21 protein-coding genes and 1 riboswitch are annotated in these 20,686 nt (G+C 65.6%); of the genes, 9 read left to right on the top strand and 12 right to left on the bottom strand.

Annotated features, from left to right (window positions below):
* Position 1 precedes the first annotated feature (1 nt).
* The 4 genes from cobW to J6595_RS17070 all read right to left on the bottom strand — a co-directional run bounded on the left by cobW (position 2) and on the right by J6595_RS17070 (position 2,700).
* Positions 2-1,093, bottom strand: a complete 1,092-nt coding sequence (cobW, locus tag J6595_RS17085; protein ID WP_209595926.1) for a cobalamin biosynthesis protein CobW — start codon at positions 1,091-1,093, stop codon at positions 2-4.
* Between the two features lie 46 nt (positions 1,094-1,139).
* Positions 1,140-1,670: a bifunctional adenosylcobinamide kinase/adenosylcobinamide-phosphate guanylyltransferase gene (gene cobU / locus J6595_RS17080; RefSeq protein ID WP_209595923.1), complete on the bottom strand. Its 531-nt coding sequence runs from the start codon at positions 1,668-1,670 to the stop codon at positions 1,140-1,142.
* Positions 1,667-2,434 (bottom strand): CbtA family protein, encoded by a 768-nt coding sequence (locus J6595_RS17075; protein WP_209595922.1) that lies wholly within the window; start codon positions 2,432-2,434, stop codon positions 1,667-1,669. Before J6595_RS17075 ends, cobU begins: the two co-directional genes overlap by 4 nt.
* 89 nt (positions 2,435-2,523) lie before the next feature.
* Positions 2,524-2,700: a CbtB domain-containing protein gene (locus J6595_RS17070; RefSeq protein ID WP_209595920.1), complete on the bottom strand. Its 177-nt coding sequence runs from the start codon at positions 2,698-2,700 to the stop codon at positions 2,524-2,526.
* Between the two features lie 34 nt (positions 2,701-2,734).
* Positions 2,735-2,991: riboswitch (cobalamin riboswitch) on the bottom strand.
* Between the two features lie 203 nt (positions 2,992-3,194).
* Between J6595_RS17070 and J6595_RS17065 the strand changes: the two genes are divergently transcribed.
* The 5 genes from J6595_RS17065 to J6595_RS17045 all read left to right on the top strand — a co-directional run bounded on the left by J6595_RS17065 (position 3,195) and on the right by J6595_RS17045 (position 10,456).
* A complete protein-coding gene (locus J6595_RS17065; protein ID WP_209595918.1) occupies positions 3,195-4,982 on the top strand; it encodes a sensor domain-containing phosphodiesterase in 1,788 nt (595 codons plus the stop codon).
* A 195-nt stretch (positions 4,983-5,177) separates the two neighbouring features.
* Positions 5,178-6,953: an N-acetylglutaminylglutamine amidotransferase gene (locus J6595_RS17060; protein ID WP_209595916.1), complete on the top strand. Its 1,776-nt coding sequence runs from the start codon at positions 5,178-5,180 to the stop codon at positions 6,951-6,953.
* 4 nt (positions 6,954-6,957) lie between these two features.
* Complete coding sequence (ngg, locus tag J6595_RS17055) at positions 6,958-8,766, top strand: N-acetylglutaminylglutamine synthetase (RefSeq protein ID WP_209595915.1); 1,809 nt, start codon at positions 6,958-6,960, stop codon at positions 8,764-8,766.
* Positions 8,767-9,921 carry an osmoprotectant NAGGN system M42 family peptidase gene (locus J6595_RS17050; RefSeq protein WP_209595913.1) on the top strand — a complete coding sequence of 385 codons (1,155 nt, stop codon included), beginning with the start codon at positions 8,767-8,769 and terminating at the stop codon, positions 9,919-9,921. It abuts the gene before it with no gap.
* An 82-nt stretch (positions 9,922-10,003) separates the two neighbouring features.
* A complete protein-coding gene (locus J6595_RS17045; protein ID WP_209595902.1) occupies positions 10,004-10,456 on the top strand; it encodes a hypothetical protein in 453 nt (150 codons plus the stop codon).
* A gap of 28 nt (positions 10,457-10,484) precedes the next feature.
* Here J6595_RS17045 and J6595_RS17040 read toward each other — a convergent pair whose 3' ends face one another.
* On the bottom strand, positions 10,485-11,258 hold the full coding sequence (locus tag J6595_RS17040) for an ABC transporter ATP-binding protein (RefSeq protein ID WP_342453235.1): 774 nt from the start codon (positions 11,256-11,258) through the stop codon (positions 10,485-10,487).
* A gap of 83 nt (positions 11,259-11,341) precedes the next feature.
* Between J6595_RS17040 and J6595_RS17035 the strand changes: the two genes are divergently transcribed.
* Positions 11,342-11,770, top strand: a complete 429-nt coding sequence (locus tag J6595_RS17035; RefSeq protein ID WP_209595899.1) for a cupin domain-containing protein — start codon at positions 11,342-11,344, stop codon at positions 11,768-11,770.
* Positions 11,771-12,277: 507 nt separating this feature from the next.
* Here J6595_RS17035 and J6595_RS17030 read toward each other — a convergent pair.
* Positions 12,278-12,805 carry an ankyrin repeat domain-containing protein gene (locus J6595_RS17030; RefSeq protein WP_209595897.1) on the bottom strand — a complete coding sequence of 176 codons (528 nt, stop codon included), beginning with the start codon at positions 12,803-12,805 and terminating at the stop codon, positions 12,278-12,280.
* Between the two features lie 94 nt (positions 12,806-12,899).
* Positions 12,900-13,172: a hypothetical protein gene (locus J6595_RS17025; RefSeq protein ID WP_209595895.1), complete on the bottom strand. Its 273-nt coding sequence runs from the start codon at positions 13,170-13,172 to the stop codon at positions 12,900-12,902.
* A gap of 374 nt (positions 13,173-13,546) precedes the next feature.
* Between J6595_RS17025 and ygfZ the strand changes: the two genes are divergently transcribed.
* The 3 genes from ygfZ (at position 13,547) to J6595_RS17010 (ending at position 15,738) form a co-directional block, all read left to right on the top strand.
* A complete protein-coding gene (gene ygfZ, locus J6595_RS17020) occupies positions 13,547-14,410 on the top strand; it encodes a CAF17-like 4Fe-4S cluster assembly/insertion protein YgfZ (protein ID WP_209595893.1) in 864 nt (287 codons plus the stop codon).
* Entirely contained in the window at positions 14,407-15,111 is a 705-nt protein-coding gene (locus tag J6595_RS17015; RefSeq protein WP_425342167.1) for an HD domain-containing protein, read from the top strand. The genes ygfZ and J6595_RS17015 overlap by 4 nt, the downstream gene beginning before the upstream one ends.
* A 111-nt stretch (positions 15,112-15,222) precedes the next feature.
* A complete protein-coding gene (locus J6595_RS17010) occupies positions 15,223-15,738 on the top strand; it encodes a tyrosine phosphatase family protein (RefSeq protein WP_209596115.1) in 516 nt (171 codons plus the stop codon).
* 244 nt (positions 15,739-15,982) lie between these two features.
* Here the strand turns inward: J6595_RS17010 and lpdA are convergent, their stop codons facing one another.
* The 5 genes from lpdA to odhB all read right to left on the bottom strand — a co-directional run bounded on the left by lpdA (position 15,983) and on the right by odhB (position 20,658).
* On the bottom strand, positions 15,983-17,392 hold the full coding sequence (gene lpdA / locus J6595_RS17005) for a dihydrolipoyl dehydrogenase (protein WP_209595892.1): 1,410 nt from the start codon (positions 17,390-17,392) through the stop codon (positions 15,983-15,985).
* Positions 17,393-17,555: 163 nt separating this feature from the next.
* Complete coding sequence (locus J6595_RS17000; RefSeq protein WP_209595890.1) at positions 17,556-18,122, bottom strand: hypothetical protein; 567 nt, start codon at positions 18,120-18,122, stop codon at positions 17,556-17,558.
* A gap of 197 nt (positions 18,123-18,319) precedes the next feature.
* Entirely contained in the window at positions 18,320-18,631 is a 312-nt protein-coding gene (locus J6595_RS16995; RefSeq protein WP_245198643.1) for a pentapeptide repeat-containing protein, read from the bottom strand.
* A complete protein-coding gene (locus J6595_RS22590) occupies positions 18,628-19,026 on the bottom strand; it encodes a hypothetical protein (RefSeq protein WP_245198641.1) in 399 nt (132 codons plus the stop codon). The genes J6595_RS16995 and J6595_RS22590 overlap by 4 nt, the downstream gene beginning before the upstream one ends.
* A 24-nt stretch (positions 19,027-19,050) precedes the next feature.
* Positions 19,051-20,658, bottom strand: a complete 1,608-nt coding sequence (gene odhB, locus J6595_RS16985; protein ID WP_209595888.1) for a 2-oxoglutarate dehydrogenase complex dihydrolipoyllysine-residue succinyltransferase — start codon at positions 20,656-20,658, stop codon at positions 19,051-19,053.
* Positions 20,659-20,686: the final 28 nt, after the last annotated feature.

Below are 20,686 nucleotides of genomic sequence, written 5' to 3'. Positions count from 1 at the left end.
CCTATTCGGCGGCCTCGGCGGCGTTGTCACCTCCCGCGAGCGCCGCGATGCGACCGGCGATCGTCCGGCAAAGCTGGTCGGTCAGCCCGTCATGCAGCCCGATGACGACGAGCTTTGTCTGGCGGGTCTCGTCCTTGCCCCATGGCCGGTCGAAATAGGTCTCGATCCTTTGCCCGACGGCCTGGACGACGAGACGCATCGGCTTGCCCGGCACGTCGGCAAAGCCCTTCAGCCGCAGGATGTCGTGTTCGCCGATCAAGGCCTTCAGACCTTCGACGAAGGCGTTCAAATCCTTGACCGGCCCGGCTTCGGCAACGAAGCTCTCGAACTCGTCGTGGTCGTGGTCCTCGCCGCCCTCGTGCTCGATCTCGTGATGGGACTTGCGCTCGCCGATCAGCGCCTCGGTGCCGGCGGCGATGCCGAGCAGAACGTCGGCCGGCAGCTTGCCGTTCTCGGCGGCGACGGTCTTCACCGTCCGCGGCGTGGCGCGCGCCGTCTCCTTGCGCACACGCTCCAGCGCGTCACGATCGATGAGATCGGCCTTGTTGAGAACGATGAGATCGGCGGCGCGGATCTGGTCCTCGAACAGCTCTTCGAGCGGGTTGTCGTGATCGACGCTCGTATCGGCCGCGCGCTGCGCCGCGACCTTCGCCTCGTCCTCGGCAAAGCGCCCGGCCGCAACCGCCGCCGCGTCGATCACCGTGACGACCCCGTCGACGGTGACCCTGGTCTTCACCTCGGGCCAGTTGAAGGCGGCGACGAGGGGCTGCGGCAAAGCCAGTCCCGAGGTTTCGATGATGATGTGGTCGGGCAGCGTGTCGCGTTCGAGCAGCCTGGTCATCGCCGGGATGAAGTCGTCGGCGACGGTGCAGCAGATGCAGCCATTGTTGAGTTCGACGACGTCATCCTCGCTGCAGGTCTCGATGCCGCAGCCTTTCAGGATGTCGCCATCGACGCCGAGATCGCCGAACTCGTTGATGATCAGCGCGATCTTGCGGCCGCCGGGATTCTGCAACAGGTTGCGGATCAGCGTCGTCTTGCCGGCGCCGAGAAAGCCGGTGATGACGGTGGCGGGGATTTTGGCGGCGGGCATGAAAGCCTCCTTTTGCTATATCTTGTCCGGGGAGCGGTTTCTCCGCTCAACCCTTGAGTTTCATCGGCAGACCGGCGGCGACGAAAGTGACCGTCTCGGCCACCGCCGCGATCTGTTGGTGCAGCCGGCCGGCATGGTCGCGGAATTCTCGCGCCATCCGGTTTTCCGGCACGATGCCGAGGCCGACCTCGTTGGAAACGAGGACGACAGGCCCTGGCAGACCTTCGCCAAGGCAGTCGATCAGCTCCGCGCATTCAGCCTCGATGTCGCTCCCGGCCATCATCAGATTGGTCACCCAGAGCGTCAGGCAATCGACGAGAACCATACGGTTCGGCAAGGTTTCCCGCCGCAGCGCGCCGACGAGATCGAGCGGCGCCTCGATCGTCGTCCAGCCCTCCCCGCGATCGGCCTGATGGCGGGCAATGCGCGCCTGCATCTCGGTGTCGAAGGCCCGGCCCGTCGCGACATAGACCTTGGCACGACCGCTTTGTCCCACCAGCCCCTCGGCAAAGGCGCTCTTGCCGGAGCGGGCGCCGCCAAGGACGAAGGCGACCTTCGCTGGCGGCGCCGACGTCATGCCTCGCTCGTCCCGAAGCGATCCATGGCAAAGCCGACGCCAAGCCCCAGAAGCACCCAGAACGCCGCCCCCGTCGCCAGCGACGCGACGGCGAATTCCGCCGCCAGCGTCGGCGGGATGGGACTTGCAAGCTGTGCCGGATGAGGCGCGGCGAAGAGATGTGGAACGACGAGCAGGGCGACGCCGAGGGCTCGCAGCGGCACCTCACGCCGCAGGATGAGGCAGTAGAGACCGACTGCCGTGAGCCCGACGGTCATGATCCACCAGGCCTGGCGGGCCGAGAGATCGGCGGCCGGCATCGCCGGCAATTCCGGCGGCAGGCCGAGCGCGGGCGCAAGCGCCACGGCGGCAAAGCCGGCAAGCCCCCAGAGCGCACCGTTGCGGGTGGTGATCGAGCGGCCGGCCAGAAGGGCAACCGCAGCAAGCATCAGCGCAAAGCCGCCACCGGTCACGACATTCGCCGTCAGCGTCCCGAGGGCGCGGCTTTGAAACAGGCTGGCATCGCCCGCGTCTTCGCCTCCGCCGGCCGCCGGAGCATGGGCGAGGATGACGCGGCCCTTCCCCAACGCGTCCGGGCCGTGAGCATGAGCCGAAGACACGAGGCCCGCCTGATGATGATCGTGCGGCTCAATGCCATGGCCACCGTTTTCATAGGCTTCGGCATGGGCGATCAGCGGGATGACCTTGAGGTACTGGATTGGCGTCACGAGAACGCCGGCGACAAGCCCGGCCACAAGCGCGGCGAGCAGATATCGGATGATCATGGTGTAGCTTTCCCGTGGCGGCGCGAAGGCCGGCCTTTGACTGGTGGATTCTGGTCCTGAAAACCGGCCTCTTGCCGGCGCTCGAAAACTCAGTGACAGGGAAAGCCGAAGGCGTGGCGCACGTCGTGGGCCGTGTCGTGCAGGGCTGCGGAGTGGGCAAAGCCCGCCCCCCAGACGAAGAAGGCGCCTAGAAACAGCGCAAAAAAGCCCGCGGCTAAGCGGGTATTCGTCGCGCCCTGCGCGACGGTTCTCGAATCAGTCGTCATATCAACCTCCGTGACGGCCGCCCGGGATGGGCAGCGGGTGCATGGAAGGTCGGCAGGTCTCCTGGCTCGCGGGTCGTCGAAATTGCGTCTCGCCTTCCCGGAGGTCTCTCCAGTGGCTTTCAGGACACCGTTTCGCTCGTTTTGAAGCGCTCCGGGCCAGTGACGAATCTCTCGCCGCTCTACAGTCGCGGGGTCGGCTGCGATGAAGGCCCCCGGCTTGGGTCGACCCGTCGCATTCCCTCTTCGCCCCTGCCACGTGGTGACCGGGGAACCGTCCTTCGGCCGAAGCAAAACATGGCTTTGCAAAGGCTGCGGGCAAACTAGCAGCCGCCCCGGCGAGCGCAAGCGAAATCCCGGTTCGGCAAGCCGATCCACCTTCGGTGGCAAAGCCCGCCTGATTAAATGCTCAGTGTGCGAACAAAATTTCAATCCCTTTCGGCCAGACTCCGCCCCAAGCATCGATTGCCCTGAGTTTCGCCGGAGGACGGAGATCTATGGCACCAGTCAATTCGAACGACAGCGCTCGCCTCGCTCAGGTGGAGCGCTATCGCAAAAGCGGCGCGCTCGGGGGCGAGAAGCTCGTCCGCTTCGTCAACCTGACAGCCTCGATCTTCGGCTTTGAGAACGCCCTCATCTCGACGCATCACGAACATCTTCAGATCTGTCACGTGCGGGCGGGAAAGCTCGGCGCGACGCTCCCGCGCGAGCGAACCATCTGCCGCGTTCCCGTTGAGAGCGGAGAGACCCTGGTGGTGCACGACCTCACCAAGGACGAGCGCTTCAAGGACATCCCCGAGGTGGTCGGCAATCCCTCTCTGCGTTTTTATGCAGGGGCACCGCTCATCGCCCCGTCGGGCCACTGCATCGGCGCCCTTTGCCTGCTCGACACCAAGCCACGCCAGTTCAGCCACAAGGACACCCAACTGCTGACGGAACTGGCCTGCTTCGCGATCGAGCACATGGAACTCGTGCGGGTCACCGAGGAGGCGAAATACGACCCGCTGACCGGACTGCGCAACCGGCCCTTTCTCCTTGCCGCCATTCAGGCCTCGATCGATGCCGGCAACGCCTCATCTGTCCTTCTGATCGATCTCGACGGCTTCAAGGAAATCAACGATTCGCTCGGCCATGCCTGCGGCGACGAGGCACTCACCGAGGTCGCCGAACGGCTTGGCGAATTTGCCGGCGATTGCCGGGTGATCGCGCGGCTCGGCGGCGACGAATTCGTCATCTTCCTGGACGGCGAGGCCGATCCCATCGCCGCCTCGAAGGTCGCGCGAGCCGTCGTCGCACGCCTCGCCGAACCCTTTACCGTGCGCGGCTATGTCGTCCATTTCGGCGCAAGCGTCGGAGTCGCGCTTCGCACGGTCGAAGCCGAGGCCATCCAGATTCTCGGCAATGCCGATCTTGCGATGTATCAGGCCAAGCAAGAGGGTCGTAACTGTTATCGTCACTTCACGCGCGACATGCGCAACGTCGCACTGGAACGCGGCAACGTCGTCCTGGAGATGCAGGACGCCTGGGAAGGCGGCAGTTTCGAACTCTACTACCAGCCGATCGTACGGCTGAGCGACGGGGCCTGGACCGGCGCCGAGGCGCTGCTTCGCTGGAACTATCCCTATCGCGGCGTCCTGCCGCCGGCGATGTTTCTGCCGATCCTGGAAAAGAGCCATCTTGCCGTCGATGTCGGCGGCTGGGTGATCGACGAAGCCTGCCGGCAGGTGGCGATCTGGCGCAAACGTTTCGCGCCGGACTTCAAGATCGCCGTCAATCTCTTCGCCCTGCAGTTCAACTGCCAGACGTTGGTGGATCGCGTGTGCGGCGCGCTCGCGCGGCATGGCCTGCCGCCGGCCGCGCTGCAGCTCGAACTGACCGAGCGGATCATTCTGGCCGAGGACCCCCGCATCCTCGAGCAGGTGCGGCAATTGCGAGCGATGGGCGTCGGCATCGCCTTCGACGACTTCGGAACGGGCTTCGCCTCGCTCGCGGCACTCCGGCACTATCCCGTCTCCTGTATCAAGATCGACCGGTCCTTCATTTCGGGGATCGGCGGCAGCGCCGCCGATCGCACGATCGTCAACTCGCTGATCGGCCTGTCCCGAAGCCTCAGCCTCGAGACCGTTGCCGAGGGAATCGAAACCTCCGAGCAGCGCGCCATCATGGCCGAGCAGGAGGGGCTCGACGCACAGGGCTTCCTGTTCGCAAAACCCCAGCCGGCGAGCCTTCTCGAAGCCGTCTGGTCGTGCCAGGGCGACGAATTCGAGGCAAAGCTCAGGGCCTGAACTCCGCAGACCACTGGCTTTTCCGGCCGTCCGAGAGCAGCTGAAACCTGCATTGCGACGAGGGGACGAAGGCCCGCTCGCTGCCGCACTGCGAAAAAACATGCGGCGCAAACGGTTTTTGTTTCGCGTCGGTCTCTATATCCCGATGGATCGACACCTTCGAAAGCCATTGAGATCGACGGAGACTGACGCCCCATGTGCGGAATTTGCGGTGAGATTCGCTTCGATGGAAATGCAGCCTCGGGCGACCGCCTGCAACGCATGGGCGACTGTCTGGCCCGGCGCGGGCCCGACGGCTCCGGCCAGGTCGTGCGCGGGCCGATCGGCCTCGCCCACCGGCGGCTGAAGATCATCGACCTTTCCGAAAAGGCCCAGCAGCCCATGGTCGACCCGGAGCTGGGTCTCACCATCGCCTTCAACGGCTGCATCTACAACTATCCCGAGCTGCGCCAGGAGCTGGAAGGCAGGGGCTACCGCTTCTTCTCGACCGGCGACACCGAGGTCATCATCAAGGCCTATCACGCCTGGGGCCGGGACTGCGTCAAGCGCTTCCACGGCATGTTCGCCTTTGCCATTGCCGAGCGCGAAAGCGGCCGGGTGATGCTGGCGCGCGACCGTTTCGGCATCAAGCCGCTCTATCTCTCGCAGAACGACAAGCGCCTCTACATCGCCTCCTCGCTCCCCGCGATTCTCGCCACCGGCGACGTCGACAAGACGATCGACCGCGAGGCGCTGCACCACTACATGACGTTCCACGCGGTCGTCCCGCCGCCGCTGACCATCGTCAAGGGCGTGCGCAAGCTTCCCCCCGCAACGACGCGGATGATCGAGCCGGACGGCTCCTTCGACGATCAGGAATACTGGGCGCCGGACTTTGCGCCCCGCCCCGGCGATGACAAGCTGTCGCCGACCGACTGGCGCGATCTCGTCATGGATGCCCTGAAGCTCGCCGTCGACCGGCGCATGGTCGCCGACGTTCCGGTCGGTGTGCTTCTGTCGGGCGGCGTCGATTCCTCGCTGATCGTCGGGCTTCTCGCGGAAGCCGGCCAGAAAAACCTCAACACCTTCTCGATCGGCTTCGAGGACGCCAATGGCGAGGTCGGCAACGAGTTCGAGTTTTCCGACATCATCGCCAAGCACTACGGCACCGAGCATCACAAGATCTTCGTGCCGGGCTCGGAGCTGATGGAGCATCTGCCGGGCACGATCAAGGCGATGTCCGAGCCGATGGTCTCCTACGATAATGTCGGCTTCTATCTGCTCTCGCGCGAAGTCTCCAAGCACATCAAGGTGGTGCAGTCCGGGCAAGGAGCGGACGAGATCTTCGGCGGCTATCACTGGTATCCGAAGATGGTCGGCGCCAACGATCCGCTCGCCGCCTATTCGGGCGCCTTCTTCGACCGCAGCCACGAGACGCTGAAGGGCCAGATCGCGCCCGAATGGCAGACGGAAGACGACGTCTCCCGCGATTTCGTCGCCCGGCACTTTGCCATGGAAGGCGCGACCGACCCGGTCGACAAGGCGCTGCGTGTCGACGCCCATGTCATGCTGGTGGACGATCCGGTCAAGCGCGTCGACAACATGACCATGGCCTGGGGCCTCGAAGCGCGCGTCCCCTTCCTCGACCACGAGCTGGTCGAGCTCGCCGCCCGCGTGCCGGCTGCCGAAAAGCTCAAGCAGGACGGCAAGGGCGTCCTGAAGGAGGTCGCCCGGCAGGTCGTTCCCTCCGAGGTGATCGACCGCAAGAAGGGCTATTTCCCCGTCCCGCAGCTGAAATACATCTCCGGGCCCTATCTCGACATGGTCAAGGACACGCTGGGATCGGAAGCAGCGAGAGGCCGGGGCCTGTTCCAGAAGAGCTATCTCGACGAACTCTTCGCCAACCCGTCCGATCACATCACGCCGTTGCGCGGCTCGGAGCTGTGGCAGGTCGCGCTGCTCGAAATGTGGCTGCAGGAACAGGGGGTCTGATCCGATGGCAGGCGACAGGCAGGCCGACCGATCGAAACACGACCACCGACTGGAAAAAATGCGTGCCTCGGCGCCGAAAGGGTCGGCCGCGCGCGAGCGCGCCGACAATGACGGGATGCGCAAGAATGCCATTCTCGACTGCGGCTGGGGACGGCTGGTCTTCGGCCAGACCTTCGAGGATCCGCGCGAGATCGCCAATTCCCTGCGCGAGGAGGGGCCGGACCGGCGCGACATCGCCTTCTACATCAAGGACCCGCACGTCCTCCTCTCCCACGCGCCGCAGGAGCTGTTCCTCGACCCGTCCCATACCTACCGGCTCGATCTGTCCACCTACCGGCCGGGGAACCGGCGCCCGCGCGGCTACTTCATCCGCCGCCTCGCCTCGGAAGGGGACGCGACGGAGGTCAACCGCATCTACCAGTCGCGCCACATGGTGCAGGTGCATCCGGCCTTCTTCTGGTCGAACCGCGGCAACCGGGCGCTGACCTATTTCGTCGCCGAGGACGAGACCACCGGGGCGATCCTCGGCACGGTCACCGGCGTTCACGGCAAGCGCGCCTTCGGCGATCCGGAAAACGGCTCCTCGCTCTGGTGCCTCGCCGTCGATCCGCAGGCGCCCCATCCCGGCATCGGACAAAGCCTGGTCCGCCGGCTCGCCGAGCATTTCCAGGCCAGAGGCTGCGCCTTCATGGATCTGTCGGTGATGCACGACAACGAACAGGCGATCGCGCTCTACGACAAGCTCGGCTTCGTGCGCGTCTCCTATTTCACCATCAAGCGCAAGAACGAGATCAACGAGCGGCTCTTCACCGGCCCCAACGACGAGTATGAAGGGCTCAATCCCTACGCCAAGATCATCGTCGACGAGGCGCGGCGGCGCGGCATCCACACCGAGGTGGTGGACGCCGCCGGCGGCTTCTTCCGCCTCACCCATGGCGGACGCACGGTGCTTTGCCGCGAGAGCCTGTCGGAGCTGACGTCGGCCGTCGCCATGTCGATCTGCGACGACAAGACGGTGACCCGGCGCATGGTCGAGGGGGCTGGCGTCAAGGTGCCCGAACAGATCTCCGGGGACAGCGACGACGAGGCGATTTCGGCCTTTCTGGAAAAGCACGGCCAGGTCGTCGTCAAGCCCGCCCGGGGCGAACAGGGGCGCGGCATCTCCGTCGGCATCGAGACCCTCGAGGATACCAAAGCGGCCATCGAAGCGGCCAGGCAGCATTCGCCCACCGTCCTGCTCGAGGCCTGTTTTCAGGGCGACGACCTGCGACTGATCGTCATCGACTACCGGCTTGTCGCCGCGGCGCTGCGCAAGCCGCCGATGATCACCGGCGACGGCAGCTCCACCGTCGTCGACCTCATCGAACACCTGTCGCGCCGCCGCTCGGCTGCGACGGGCGGCGAGAGCCGAGTGCCGATGGACAAGGAGACCGAGCGCTGCGTCAGGCAGGCCGGCTATGGCATGGACGACGTGCTACCGGAGGGCGAGCGCATCACCGTTCGCAAGACCGCCAATCTCCATACGGGCGGCACGATCCACGACGTGACGGGCGACATTCACCCCGCTCTCGTCGAAGCCGCTGTTGCCGCCGCACGGGCAATTGAGATACCGGTGACGGGCATCGACTTGATGATCAAGTCGCCGGCCCTGGCCGACTACGTGTTCATCGAGGCGAACGAGCGGCCGGGACTGGCGAATCACGAACCGCAGCCGACGGCGGAACGGTTCATCGATCTGCTTTTCCCGTTGTCCGTGCCATTTTCTGTCAGAGCGGCCCGTACGAATCAGAGGAGGTCGCGCAAGGAGGGCTGAGTGCCGAGGCTTACGATCGATACCGAGTATCTGACCGAGCAGCTGAAGGCGCTACTCAAAATCCCCAGCCCCACCGGCTACACCGACACGGTCGTGCGCCATGTCGCCCAGGAATTGGAGCGGCTCGGCCTCAGGGTCGAGCTGACACGCCGGGGCGCAATTTGCGCGACGCGCCAGGGCTCCCGCCGGGCCTCTGCGCGCGCCATCGTCAGCCATCTCGACACCCTCGGCGCGCAGGTCAAGCGACTGAAGGAGAACGGCCGGCTGGAACTCGTGCCGATCGGCCACTGGTCCGCCCGCTTCGCCGAGGGCGCCCGCTGCATGGTGTTTTCCGACGCCGGCACCTATCGCGGCACCATCCTGCCGCTGAAGGCCTCCGGCCACACCTATAACGAGGAAGTCGATACGCTCCCCGTCGGCTGGGACTATGTCGAATTGCGCGTCGATGCTTTGTCCCGCGACATCAGCGAACTCCACAGGCTCGGCATCGAGGTCGGCGACACGGTGGCGATCGAACCGCAGCCGGAATTCCTCGACAACGGCTACATCGTCTCGCGCCATCTCGACAACAAGGCCGGCGTCGCGGTGATGCTGGCGGCGATCAAGGCGATGGAAGACAGCGGCGCCGCAACGCCCGTCGACACCCACTGGCTGTTCACCATCGCCGAGGAGGTCGGCGTCGGCGCAGCCTCGATCCTCACCCCCGACATCGCCTCGATGATCGCCGTCGACAACGGCACCTCGGCGCCGGGGCAGAACTCGGCGGAATTCGGCGTGACCATCGGCATGGCCGACCAGACCGGGCCGTTCGACTATCACCTGACCAAGAAGCTGGTGCGCATCTGCCAGGACGAGGACATCCGCTACCAGAAGGACATCTTCCGCTACTACCGCTCCGATTCGGCCTCGGCGCTGGAAGCCGGCCACGACGTTCGCACCGCGCTGATCACCTTTGGCGTCGACGCCTCGCATGGCTACGAGCGGATCCACATGCACGCGCTGCGCTCGCTGTCGGAGCTGATCACCGCCTATCTGACCTCCCCGGTGGAGATCGAGCGCGATCGCAACTACCATGCCGGGCTGAAGGGCTTTACCCGCCAGCCGGACGTCGAGGCCCAGCAGGAACTCGCCAGCGACACCGACCCCGCCGAATGACCGAGAGCGCCGTGCGTCCGCTCGGACGCACAAAGGACGCTCTAACCTTTTGATGCTGTAAGGTGAGGAGCCCCGCCCGCCCATGAGTGTCGACGACGTCGTCGCCTTTCCCGGCCGGTTGCTGTGGGACCTCCTCGCCCTTCTCGGCGCGCTCGCTGAGGATTGCCTCGCCGCTGCCGAGGGACATCCGTTTCTGGCGATCGCCATCCTCGTCGCCTTTCTCGCCGCGCTCGTCCTGTCGCGCGGCGTCGTGATGATCGGCCTCGTCCTGTGCTTCATGGCCGTCGCCGCGCTGATCGGCGCCGAGCCGGTGCGCGAACTCGACAAGCGTCAGGCCTTCTGCGCCCTGTCGATGCTGGCGATGATCCTGATCGGCCTCTCGTTCCGCCGGCAGCGTCTCCTGCGCGAAGCGCTGGAGGACGAGATCGCCGCGCGCGAGGAGGGGCTGGAAGAGGCGCGGCGCGAGGGCTGGGAGACGGCGCTGAAATATCGCGGCGAGGAAGACGAGACCCCGAGGCTCGGGCCGCCCGAATGATGCCCCGCGCCGCCTTGGCTATCGCCCGTCAGTCATAGCCGTGGCCGGCCCTCAGGCCCTCGCGGACCCGGTGCGCGATGGCCAGAAATTCCGGCGTATCGCGGATGTCGAGCGGCCGGTCGGGGCCGAGATCGCAGTCGATGATCTCGTGGATGCGGCCCGGCCTTGGGCTCATCACCACGATGCGGGTCGACAGGAACACCGCCTCGGGGATCGAGTGGGTGACGAAGACGATGGTCTTGTCGGTCTTCGCCCAGAGCTTCAGAAGTTCTTCGTTGAGATGATCGCGGACGATCTCGTCGAGCGCGCCGAAGGGCTCGTCCATCAACAGGAGATCCGGATCGAAGGAGAGAGCCCTCGCGATCGAGGCGCGCTGCTGCATGCCGCCGGAAAGCTGCCAGGGAAACTTCTTGCCGAAGCCGGACAGCCCGACCAGCTCCAGCCCCTCTTCGATCCGCCGCCGTTGCTCGGCCTTGTCGATGCCCATGATCTCCAACGGCAGAGCGAGGTTCTTCTCGATCGTGCGCCAGGGATAGAGCGCCGCCGCCTGGAAGACATAGCCATAGGCCCGCGCCCGCCGCGCCGCGTCGGGGCTCATGCCGTTCACCGTGATGGTGCCGCCGGTCGGGCGTTCCAGATCGGCGATGACGCGCAGCAACGTCGTCTTGCCGCAGCCCGAGGGGCCGATCAGCGACACGAACTCGCCGCGATGGATCGAAAGGTCGATGTCCTTCAGCGCATGGACCGGCGCGTCGGCGGTCGCAAAGACGAGATCGAGCCCGCGCGCGGCGATCACCGGCACCCCTCCCGCCGCGTCGCGCTCTGCCCTATCTCCAACTTTGCGGGAGGTCGTTGTCTCCCCTTGCGACGATGGGAGACTTTCCGATGGAAGCATCCACAACTCCTTCAAGTCCGCGTGCCGAATGCACCCTCATAAGGCCCGCTTCGACCTATGACGGCAAGCAGGGATTCAGCTATTTCGCGGGGATAGCCCGGGAAACCGTCGGATCAAAGGGGCTGTGCATGCACCTTCTGACCATCCCGCCGGGCGGCCGCGCCAGGGCCCATCTCCACGAGAGCCACGAGACGGCGATCTACGTGATCAGCGGCAGTTCCGGCACGTGGTATGGCGACAGGCTCGAACACCACGCGACCGTCGCGGCCGGCGATCTCTTCTACATCCCCGCCGGCGTGCCGCATCTGCCCTACAACAGCGGGCCGGAGCCCGTCGTCGCGGTGATCGCCCGCACCGATCCGAACGAACAGGAAAGCGTCGTGCTGCGGCCGGATCTGGAAGCTCTGGTCCCGGGATAGTGGATCTCGCGCATGCTACAGCATCGGCCCAAAATCGGAATCGATTTTTGGAAAGCAGGATGCGTAGATTCAATAGGTTAGAGCGTCCTTTGTGCGTCTATTCGGACGCACGGCGCTCTAAGCGATCGTCATGCTCGGGCCCCATCCCGAGCATCCAGTCCAACGTCGGAGATCGTGACTATTTCTACTATTCGATCAGCAGCTTGAAGCGCTGTCCTGGATTCTCGGGACGGGGCCCGAGAATGACGGCGTTTCAATTTTCGCGGCCACTTCGACCCTCGTCTGCCGCATAATGGCGGCGACACCGCAAGGCTTGGCCAAAACAAGCCAATGCGGCAGAGACGAAACCCGAGCACGACGGTGTGTTGGACGGCGTCGCCCCACTGCAAGAGATAGCATCCTCGGCCCACGAACGGTCCCTGACCACAGAGAAATTTGCGTGGTGGTCCGTGCCGCGATCATTCAGACGCATTTGCCGTCTTTCAAGCGTCCATCCCTATTTGCCTGTCAGGGGCGTTTTTCCTTCCCCAATGCCGCCAGATGATCGACCGCCCTTTTCGCGCCCATCGCCTTCGCTGCGTCGAGCGCCGTGACGCCGTCGGCGGAGGTCGCGTCGATCCTCGCCCCGCGCTCGACCAACAGGTCGATCATCTCCACCCGGTCGAACATCGCCGCCGTCATCAGGGCCGTGCGGCCGTCGTCGCCCGCCCCGTCGACCGACGCACCGTGATCGATGAGCAGCCGGGCGATCGCCGTCTCGCCCTTGAAAGCGGCACCGGCGAGCGGCGTCTGGCCGCGATCGTTGCGGCGCTCCGGGTCGGCGCCCTTTTCGAGAAGAACCTTCGTCGCGGCCACATGGCCGTGATAGCTCGCCAGCATCAGCAGGCTGTCACCCTTCTCGTTGGAAAGATTGGCCGGCATTCCGGCGTCGAGAAAGGCGGCCAGCTGTGCGGCATCGCCCTCGCGCGCGGCGTCGAAGACGCGGGTCGCAAGGGCCTCGATCGCGGCGTCTTCCTCGGGTGTCGGCTCGGTCATCGGCAGGCGGCTCCTTTCGGGGCGGACGAAGGTTCAGCCCGCTGGTTTCGCAAGATGGCGCTGCCGCCCGCCCTGCCAACCCCGAGCGTCCGGCTCAGGAAAGGGCCGGCACGCGCAAGGATCTCGGAGCCGACGCCTTCGCCCGACGAGTCAGGCGTTTCAGTCGCTGGCTGCAATGGGGAAGCCATTCGAAGGCGGAATGGACGGCCGGCTCCCGCATGACCCGCCGCGCGGGCGTCGCCGGCTTTTTGCCGGGCAGGGGCGAATAGATCGCCATCCGCTGGCTGGTGCGATTTTCGCCCGGCGAGGTAAAGGTCGCTTTTTCCGGCATGACCGGAATGCCGCGATGAAAGAAGCAGTTCGACATTGGCTCGTCTCCCTTGAAGGAGGCCGTTTGCGGCAACGCCAGAACGCAATGATCGCATTCGTCTCGCGATTCGTCCGGCGGCGTCGCCGGCCTCTCGTTTCTGCCGGTTCGTGCCCGGCTCGGGACAAGCCTGACCCTCAGCGGTGAAAAGCGGCTTACCGAAGGCCGGGAAAGTCGGCGAAGGGTTAGCGGATCGATGAGGAAAGGCCGGCTTACTTAGTTCCGGTCGCCCGGCAGAACGCGTCAATCCCAAGGCCTTCGCTTGTCGCGGCATCGGCCTCGGCATAGGTAGGAGGAAGCGATCGGGCGATGCCGACGCGCCGCCGATCGCCATTGCCAGACCGCGCCTGCCTCGACCAAAGACGAGTGATCCCATGCCCTATGCCCGCCTCGACGACCGCGCGACGCTGCATCTTTCCGGCGCCGAGACCGAGGAATTCCTGCAAGGTCTCGTCACCGCCGATGTCGCGGCCGTGACGGGGGATGCCGCCAGCCCCGCCGCGCTTTTGACGCCGCAGGGCAAGGTGATGTTCGAGTTCCTCCTCAGCCGCATCGAGGGCGGCATGCGGCTCGACGGGCCGGCCGGCCTCAGGGCCGATCTGAAGAAGCGGCTGACGCTCTATCGCCTGCGCCTGAAGATCGCGATCGAAGAGAGCGACGAGGCGGTCTTCGCCGTCTGGGACGAGGTCGATGGCGGTGGTGACGGCGCCCTTTCCGATCGGCGCTTTTCGAACGAGCCGGTTTACCGGGCCTATGGCGCGCCGCCGGCGGGCGCTGCCGAGGCTGCGGCCGAAGATTACCGCAAGCTGCGGATCACCTTTGGCGTCGCCGAACTCGGCGCCGACTATCCGCCTTCCGAAGTGTTCCCCCATGACGTGTTGATGGACTACAACGCCGGCGTCTCCTTCAAGAAAGGCTGTTTTGTCGGCCAGGAGGTGGTCTCGCGCATGCAGCATCGCGGCACGGCGCGCCGCCGGCTGATGCTGGTTACCGGCGAAGCCCCGCTGATCGCCGGCAGCGAGATCAGGGCCGGAGAGCGAAGCGTCGGCGAGATCCTGTCGATCGAGGACGCGGCCGGCCTTGCCATGGTGCGCATCGACCGGCTGGCGCAAGCGGCCGCGAGCGGCGCGGGGCTCAGCGTCGAGGGCGTGCCGGTGGCGCTGTCGATCCCGCCCTATGCCGGCTACGCCATCCCGGCCGCTGGCGATGCGGCAGATGCCGCTGGCGGCCCGGCATGAGCGGGACGCGCCGCGCTCCCTCGAAAAAGGCCTCGCCGCCGAAAGCCGTCCCGCGCGTCTGGCAGCGCATGCTGTCCGGCCGCAGGCTCGATCTCCTCGATCCCTCGCCGCTCGACGTCGAGATTTCCGACATCGCCCACGGGCTTGCCCGCGTCGCCCGCTGGAACGGCCAGACCCGTGGCGACTTCGCCTTTTCCGTCGCCCAGCACTCGCTGATCGTCGAGCGGATCGTCGCGGCGAAGGAGGACGACCCACGCTGGCGCATGGCCGCCCTCCTCCATGACGGCCCCGAATATGTCGTCGGCGACATGATCTCGCCGTTCAAGGCGGTGATGGGCGGCGACTACAAGGCGGTGGAAAAACGGCTTGAGACGGCGATCCATCTGCGCTTCGGCCTGCCCGGCGACCTGCCGCCACCGATCGAGAAGGCGATCAAGGCCGCAGACCGGATCTCGGCTTATTTCGAGGCGACGCTGCTCGCGGGCTTCGAGGAAAAGGAAGCGGCGAAGTTCTTCGGCGAGCCGGGCAATGCCGCCTGCGAGCCCGCCGAATTCACCCCGCGCCCGGCGCGGGAAATGGAAGCGGCCTTCCTCGCCCGCTTCGCAGAGCTCGACGCGGCGCTGACCGCGAAAGATCGGCGGACAAGCGCTTCGGCCAAGCCTCTCGAAACGCCGCAGCCCGCCCGCTCGAACAGCGTCTGAGCCCGCCGGGACCGCCCCTTCGCCTTCAGGGCCATGCAGGAACGATCCCGCTTCACCCGGCCGGGCGCCGGGGCGCTGGCCACCTCCGGCCAAAGAGCCTATAGCGGGGCGATGAGCTATCTCGTCGTCTCTTCCCTCGCCGACATGCCGAAGACCGTTGCCGAGCACGGCGCGCTCGATCTGGTCACGCTGATCAATGCCGAGACCGTGGTCCAGCGGCCGCAGATGGTCGAGGCAGAGCGCCACCTGTTTCTCGGTTTCAACGACATCGCCGAGCCGATGGACGGGTTCACCGCCCCCTCGACCGATCATCTCGACCAGCTGCTCGACTTCGGCAAAGGCTGGAGCCGCGAACAGCCGCTGGCGATCCACTGCTGGGCCGGCATCAGCCGCTCGACGGCAGCCGCCTATATCCTGGCTCTGGCGATCAATCCTGATCTCGACGAAGCGGCGCTGGCAAAAGAGCTGCGCCACCGCGCGCCTTCGGCAACGCCCAATCCCCGCCTCGTCGCCCTTGCCGACGAAAGGCTCGGACGCGGCGGCCGCATGGTGGAAGCGATCCGAAGCATCGGCCGGGGCGCCGACGCCTTTTCCGGCACACCCTTCGTCCTGCCATTGACCCTTTGACAACGCCGCGCAGCAGCGCCGCCAAATCTCCCTCATCCTGAGGTGCCGCCGCAGGCGGCCTCGAAGGGCGAGGGAGATTTCACGCACCTGAGCAGCCGCGTCGGCAAGAGAACGGCGGGCGACTACAGCATCAGGTGATAACTTCGCATCGCCCGAGGCTGTAGATTCTATCTGGCGCGCCGGTTTATCGAAAAACCGGATTCCACTTTTTCGCCCGGCACTCTAGGCCGCCCGCCATCGCCGATCAGATATGGATCGGCTTGGCGAAGGCCGCGAAGGCCGCCTCGCGCATGGCCTCCGACAGGGTCGGATGGGCGTGCGAGGTGCGGGCGAGATCTTCCGAAGAGCCGCCGAATTCCATCAGAAGCGCGGCTTCCGCGATCATGTCGCCGGCATCGGCGCCGAGGATGTGGCAGCCGAGCACCCGGTCGGTCTTGGCATCCACCAGGAATTTCACGAAGCCGTCGGTCTGCAGCATCGCCCTCGCCCGGCCATTGGCCATGAAGGGGAACTTGCCGACCTTGTAATCGACGCCGGCCTTCTTCAGCTCTTCCTCGGTCTTGCCGACCGAGGCGACTTCCGGCGCCGTGTAGACCACCGAGGGGATGGCGTCATAGTTCACATGGCCGGACTGGCCGGCGAGGATTTCGGCCAGCGCCACGCCCTCGTCCTCGGCCTTGTGGGCGAGCATCGCGCCCTTCACCACGTCGCCGATGGCATAGATGCCGTCGACATTGGTCTTGAAGTGCTGGTCGATCTCGACCCGGCCGCGATCGTCCATCCGAATGCCGGCTTCCTTCAGCCCGAGCCCGTCCGTATAGGGCTTGCGGCCCGTCGCGACGAGCACGACGTCGGCGTCCAGCGTCTCGGCCTCGCCGCCCTTCACCGGTTCGAAGGTCACCTTGGCGCCGCTCTTGGCCTTTTCGACGCCGGTCACCTTGGCGCCGAGCTTGAAGGTCAGGCCCTGCTTCACGAGAAGCTTCTGGAAGGCGGTGGAAACCTCCTTGTCCATCGGCCCGAGAATCTTGTCGAGGAACTCGACCACCGTCACCTCGGCCCCCAGCCGCGCCCAGACCGAGCCGAGCTCCAGCCCGATGACGCCGCCGCCGACGACGACCATCTTCTTCGGCACCTTGGGCAGCGCGATGGCATGGTCGGACGAGACGATGGTGGTCTCGTCGAAGGTCACGTCGAGGCCCGGGATGCCCGCGACATCGGAGCCGGTGGCGATGCAGATGTTCTTGGCGGACAAGGTCTCGGTCGAGCCGTCGTCCTTGGTCACCTCGACTTCGCCCGCCGACTTGATCTTGCCGGTCCCGGTGAGACCGGTGATCTTGTTCTTCTTGAACAGGAAGGCGACGCCGTCGACATTGGCCTTCACCGTCTTGTCCTTGTGTCCCATCATCTTCTCAAGATTGAGTTTCGGCGAGACCTCGATGCCCATCTCGGCGAAGGAGTGGCCCGCCTCGGCAAAGGATTCCGAGGCGTAGAGCAGCGCCTTCGACGGAATGCAGCCGACATTCAGGCAGGTGCCGCCATAGGTCTTGCGCTTTTCGACGACGGCGACCTTGAGGCCAAGCTGCGCCGCCTTGATGGCGCAGACATAGCCGCCCGGGCCGGAGCCGATGACGACGAGATCGTAGGTGTCAGCCATTTGCAGAAGTCTTCCAGTCTGATTGATGAATGAGGAACGAGGCTCCCTTCAGGGAGCAAAGGGTGAGGTCTATTTCCGACGCGGCGGCCCGGCATGCAACCCCGAAGCGGACCGTTGCGCCCATCGGTCACTCTCTCGGCGGTTCATGGCCTGCCGAGGCGGGTCATTGACCGTCCAGCGGACAGTCGCCGGAGGTCTCGTCGAACTTGGTGCGGGCCGGCCGCAGCGTCGCCTTGGAAATCTGCAGCGGCACGAAGGGCGGCGTCGCCTGATTGGCCGGCTGGACGAAGCGCGTGACATAGCAGCCGGAAAACACTCGCACGGCCCCGTCGGTGCCGGTGGATTCGATCACCGTCGGGATGGAGGTGTAGATCGAGCCGGCCGCGCCCTCGCTCAAGGGATCGCCGAGCTTCAGCTTCACCCCGCCGGTCGTCTCGTAGCCCTTCTGGAAGGCGGCAAAGTCCGGCCGGCCGGATTCGTCGGAAAAGTAGCTCCAGGCGCGTAAGTATTCGTGCCGGTTGATGGCGTTGTAGAGCGAGCGGATGAGGGATTCCGGCGTCGAGCGGTCGTCGAGATAGGTGTCGTCGGGTGCCGTGCCGAGATCTTGCGCGGCCTGTTCTGCCGGCGGTGTCGCGTCGGGCAGCGCCTCATCGATCGCGAGAGCGGGAGCTGAAAACGCCGCGAAACCGGCAACGAGGCTGAAGAGCGCGAGCGCGCGGAAGACTTTCATGGAAGGATGGCCCTTGCGCCGGAGCCGTCGAGACTGGCGCCCGTGTAATATGCTGCTTGATGAGAGGCGGGCCGGAGGCTTGCCCGCGCAAGAGCTTCGGCCCTTGAAAGAACGGTGCCGGCGCGTGTGCCGCGCGATCGGCCGGTGACGATCATGACATCGGGCATGTCTCTGCGCGTCCCTTCCAGCGGGCCAGCTCACTCAGCCGGCGCGAGCGTCAGCTTCGAGCGGTCGATATAGTCCGGCAGCGTGGTGGTCTCGTCGAGGACAGCGCTTTGCAGCTGTTCGAGTGTGAGGTTCCTTGCTCCGCTCAGATCGGCACCGCGAAGGATCGTACCGCGCAGATTCGTGCGGGTGAAATCGGCGCCAACGAATGAGGCGTTGCTGACGTCGGTCCCGGAAATATCGGCATCGGTGAGATCGGCATCGGTCCAGTCGGTCCGTCGCAGGAAGACGTTCCTGAGGCGCAGTTTCGGCAGGGTCCTGGATGCGACAATCGACATGGTCATCTGGCTCCCGTCTTCAGCAAAAGCGCGTCGAGAATGGCGCGGACGTCGACCGGCGGCTCCTCTTCCCCATAACCTCCGGCTTTTCTGGCTTCCAGGTGGTTTTGCAGGAGTTCGAAGATCGGGTTCGCCAGATCGGGAAAGTCACGGCCGATTTCCCTCAGAACGTAGATCGCCGCCAAGCGAACCTCAAGCTTGTCGTCGCCAAGTTGCGCCGCCGCACGGTTGAAGAGTTCCATGACATGAGCACGTCTTGCGAGTTCGGCCTGCCTGACCGCCGTCCCCGCCTGGGTTGTTTCCGGCCCGAGCTTCTTCCAGGCGAGAGAGGCGCCGACGGCGGCGGCCGCCGTCAGCGCGAGATTGCGAAAGACCTCCGAGATATCGACCAGCGTCTCCATCCCGGAACCTTAGCGAGGCGCCGATCAGAGGTCGAGAACCAGCCGCTCGGGATCTTCCAGGCTCTCCTTGACGCGCACGAGGAAGGTCACGGCTTCCTTGCCGTCGACGATCCGGTGATCGTAGGACAGCGCCAGATACATCATCGGCCGGATCACCACCTGGCCGCCGATCGCCATCGGGCGCTCCTGGATCTTGTGCATCCCGAGGATGCCCGACTGCGGGGCGTTCAGGATCGGCGTCGACATCAGCGAGCCGTAGACGCCGCCATTGGTGATGGTGAAGGTGCCGCCCTGCATGTCGGACATGCCGAGCTTGCCGTCACGCGCCGCTCTTGCCAGACGCCCGAGCTCCTTCTCGATCTCGGCGATCGACATCTCGTCGGCGTCGCGGATGACCGGGACGACGAGGCCCTTGTCGGTGCCGACCGCCATGCCGACATGGCAGAAGTTCTTGTAGACGATCTCGTTGCCGTCGATCTCGGCGTTCACCGCCGGGATCTCCTTCAGCGCGTGACAGACGGCCTTCGTGAAGAAGCCCATGAAGCCGAGCTTCACGCCATGCTTCTTCTCGAACAGGTCCTTGTATTTCGAGCGAAGGTCCATCACCGCCTTCATGTCCACCTCGTTGAAGGTGGTGAGCATGGCGGCGGTGTCCTGAGCGTCCTTCAGGCGCCGGGCGATGGTCTGGCGCAGGCGGGTCATCTTGACCCGCTCCTCGCGGGAAGCGTCGTCGCCGCTGGACGGCGCGCGGGCGGCCTTCGGCTTTTCCTGCGGTGATGACGGGGCGCCCTTGGCGATCGCCGCAATCACGTCGCCCTTCAAGACCTGGCCCTTCTTGCCGGAGCCATCGACGTCGCCGTCGGACAGGCCCTTTTCACGCATCATCTTGGCGGCGGAGGGTGCCGGCGGACGGCCCTCTTCCGCCTCGACCTGCCGACGCGGCGTCTCGTCAGTGCCGCCGCCCTTGGCCGTGGAGCCGGAATCCGAAGCGCCCGAACCGGCAGAGGCGCCCTCCTCGATCTTCAGAAGCAGCGCGCCGACCTTGACCTCGTCGCCCTGGGAGACGGCCATCTCGCGGATGACGCCGCCGACCGGCGAGGGGATTTCCTGGGCAGCCTTGTCGGTTTCCAGTTCGAGAAGGGATTCGTCGACTGAGACGCTGTCGCCGACCTTCTTGAAGATCTCGCCGACCGTCGCCTCGGTGACGGATTCGCCCGCCGCCGGGACGGTGACCTCGACCAGCTTGCCGCCGCCAGAGGCGCCCGCTCCGTTGGTCTTGGCGTCGCCCGATCCGCCGCCGCCATAGTCGGCGGCCGTGTCAGCGGCCTGATCGGCCTTGGCCGCCTGGCTCTTCGGCTTCTCGGTCGGCTTGGTCGCGCCGGAGGCCTTGCCCTCGCCTTCGCCGATCATGCCGATCAGCGCGCCGACCTCGACGGTCTCGCCTTCCTTGGCGACGATCTCCTGCATCACGCCAGCGGAGGGCGCCGGCACCTCGACGGTCACCTTGTCCGTCTCGAGTTCGGCGATCGTCTCGTCCTGCTCGACCCGGTCCCCGGGCTGCTTGAACCATTGGCCGATCGTGGCTTCGGTGACGGATTCGCCGAGGGTCGGCACTTTGATTTCGGTAGCCATTGGTCTCGTTCGTTCGTTTGGGGCGTCG

It is taken from the genome of Jiella mangrovi, from assembly GCF_017815135.1.
GTDB classification, from domain to species: domain Bacteria; phylum Pseudomonadota; class Alphaproteobacteria; order Rhizobiales; family Rhizobiaceae; genus Jiella; species Jiella mangrovi.
The sequence above is the reverse complement of the archived record's forward strand: the minus strand, read 5'-3'. Positions and strand labels throughout refer to the sequence as shown.

Bases quoted from the DNA above. Each gene is read 5' to 3' on its own strand.
- ngg (WP_209595915.1), top strand. From the start codon at position 6,958: ATGGCAGGCGACAGGCAGGCCGACCGATCGAAACACGACCACCGACTG.
- J6595_RS17025 (WP_209595895.1), bottom strand. From the start codon at position 13,172: ATGTCGAACTGCTTCTTTCATCGCGGCATTCCGGTCATGCCGGAAAAA.
- J6595_RS16995 (WP_245198643.1), bottom strand. From the start codon at position 18,631: ATGACCATGTCGATTGTCGCATCCAGGACCCTGCCGAAACTGCGCCTC.
- J6595_RS17075 (WP_209595922.1), bottom strand. From the start codon at position 2,434: ATGATCATCCGATATCTGCTCGCCGCGCTTGTGGCCGGGCTTGTCGCC.
- J6595_RS17070 (WP_209595920.1), bottom strand. From the start codon at position 2,700: ATGACGACTGATTCGAGAACCGTCGCGCAGGGCGCGACGAATACCCGC.
- J6595_RS17045 (WP_209595902.1), top strand. From the start codon at position 10,004: ATGAGTGTCGACGACGTCGTCGCCTTTCCCGGCCGGTTGCTGTGGGAC.
- J6595_RS17065 (WP_209595918.1), top strand. From the start codon at position 3,195: ATGGCACCAGTCAATTCGAACGACAGCGCTCGCCTCGCTCAGGTGGAG.
- J6595_RS17060 (WP_209595916.1), top strand. From the start codon at position 5,178: ATGTGCGGAATTTGCGGTGAGATTCGCTTCGATGGAAATGCAGCCTCG.
- J6595_RS17035 (WP_209595899.1), top strand. From the start codon at position 11,342: ATGGAAGCATCCACAACTCCTTCAAGTCCGCGTGCCGAATGCACCCTC.
- J6595_RS22590 (WP_245198641.1), bottom strand. From the start codon at position 19,026: ATGGAGACGCTGGTCGATATCTCGGAGGTCTTTCGCAATCTCGCGCTG.
- J6595_RS17015 (WP_425342167.1), top strand. From the start codon at position 14,407: ATGAGCGGGACGCGCCGCGCTCCCTCGAAAAAGGCCTCGCCGCCGAAA.
- cobU (WP_209595923.1), bottom strand. From the start codon at position 1,670: ATGACGTCGGCGCCGCCAGCGAAGGTCGCCTTCGTCCTTGGCGGCGCC.
- J6595_RS17010 (WP_209596115.1), top strand. From the start codon at position 15,223: ATGAGCTATCTCGTCGTCTCTTCCCTCGCCGACATGCCGAAGACCGTT.
- cobW (WP_209595926.1), bottom strand. From the start codon at position 1,093: ATGCCCGCCGCCAAAATCCCCGCCACCGTCATCACCGGCTTTCTCGGC.
- J6595_RS17000 (WP_209595890.1), bottom strand. From the start codon at position 18,122: ATGAAAGTCTTCCGCGCGCTCGCGCTCTTCAGCCTCGTTGCCGGTTTC.
- odhB (WP_209595888.1), bottom strand. From the start codon at position 20,658: ATGGCTACCGAAATCAAAGTGCCGACCCTCGGCGAATCCGTCACCGAA.
- lpdA (WP_209595892.1), bottom strand. From the start codon at position 17,392: ATGGCTGACACCTACGATCTCGTCGTCATCGGCTCCGGCCCGGGCGGC.
- ygfZ (WP_209595893.1), top strand. From the start codon at position 13,547: ATGCCCTATGCCCGCCTCGACGACCGCGCGACGCTGCATCTTTCCGGC.
- J6595_RS17030 (WP_209595897.1), bottom strand. From the start codon at position 12,805: ATGACCGAGCCGACACCCGAGGAAGACGCCGCGATCGAGGCCCTTGCG.